The organism is Oleiphilus sp. HI0123 (assembly GCF_001635315.1).
Genome location: NZ_LWGE01000765.1, coordinates 1 through 596, shown reverse-complemented (window position 1 = coordinate 596; position 596 = coordinate 1). Strand labels below are relative to the sequence as shown.

At 46.1% G+C, this 596-nt stretch carries 1 protein-coding gene; it reads left to right on the top strand.

Features of this window, described 5'->3' with window-relative positions:
* The first annotated feature begins 31 nt into the window (after window positions 1-31).
* Window positions 32-562, top strand: coding sequence for a 50S ribosomal protein L10 (gene rplJ, locus A3761_RS06770; RefSeq protein WP_068507430.1), 531 nt, complete (start codon window positions 32-34; stop codon window positions 560-562).
* The last annotated feature ends 34 nt before the right edge of the window (window positions 563-596 follow it).

The following is a 596-nucleotide window of genomic DNA, read 5'->3' as shown; positions in this document are numbered from 1 at the left end:
GCTTCGGCTGACTCTCTTGAGGAGAAAACCAATGGCAATTGGAATCGAAGACAAAAAGGCGATTGTCGCCGAAGTCAACGAAGTTGCTGGCGGTGCTTTATCTCTTGTGATGGCTGATTATCATGGCGTTGACGCTAATGATATGACAGGCCTTCGTAAAGAAGCTCGTGAAGGCGGAGTTTATCTTCGTGTCGTTCGAAACACCTTAGCAAAGCGTGCGGTAGAAGGAACAGAGTTTGAATGTGCAGCTGAAGCGTTGGTTGGTCCAACAATTCTTGCATTTTCTTTGGAAGATCCAGGTGCGGCAGCGCGCTTGTTGAAAGATTTTGCTAAAGAAAAAGAAGCATTCGAGATAAAAGCATTAGCGGTTGGTGGTGAACTACTGGGTGCAGATCAGATCGATCGTTTGGCTAAGTTGCCAACGCGCGATCAGGCGTTGGGCATGTTGGCCAGCGTTATTCAAGCACCTATTACCAAGCTTGCACGTACATTCAACGAAGTTCCTTCGAAGGTTACTCGTGCAGTGGCAGCAGTTCGCGATCAGAAGAAAGACGCAGCTTAATTATTTTTTATATAACTTACATTTAGGAGAATGG

Excerpts from the sequence above, each read along its gene's own strand:
- rplJ (WP_068507430.1), top strand. The coding sequence starts at position 32 with ATGGCAATTGGAATCGAAGACAAAAAGGCGATTGTCGCCGAAGTCAAC.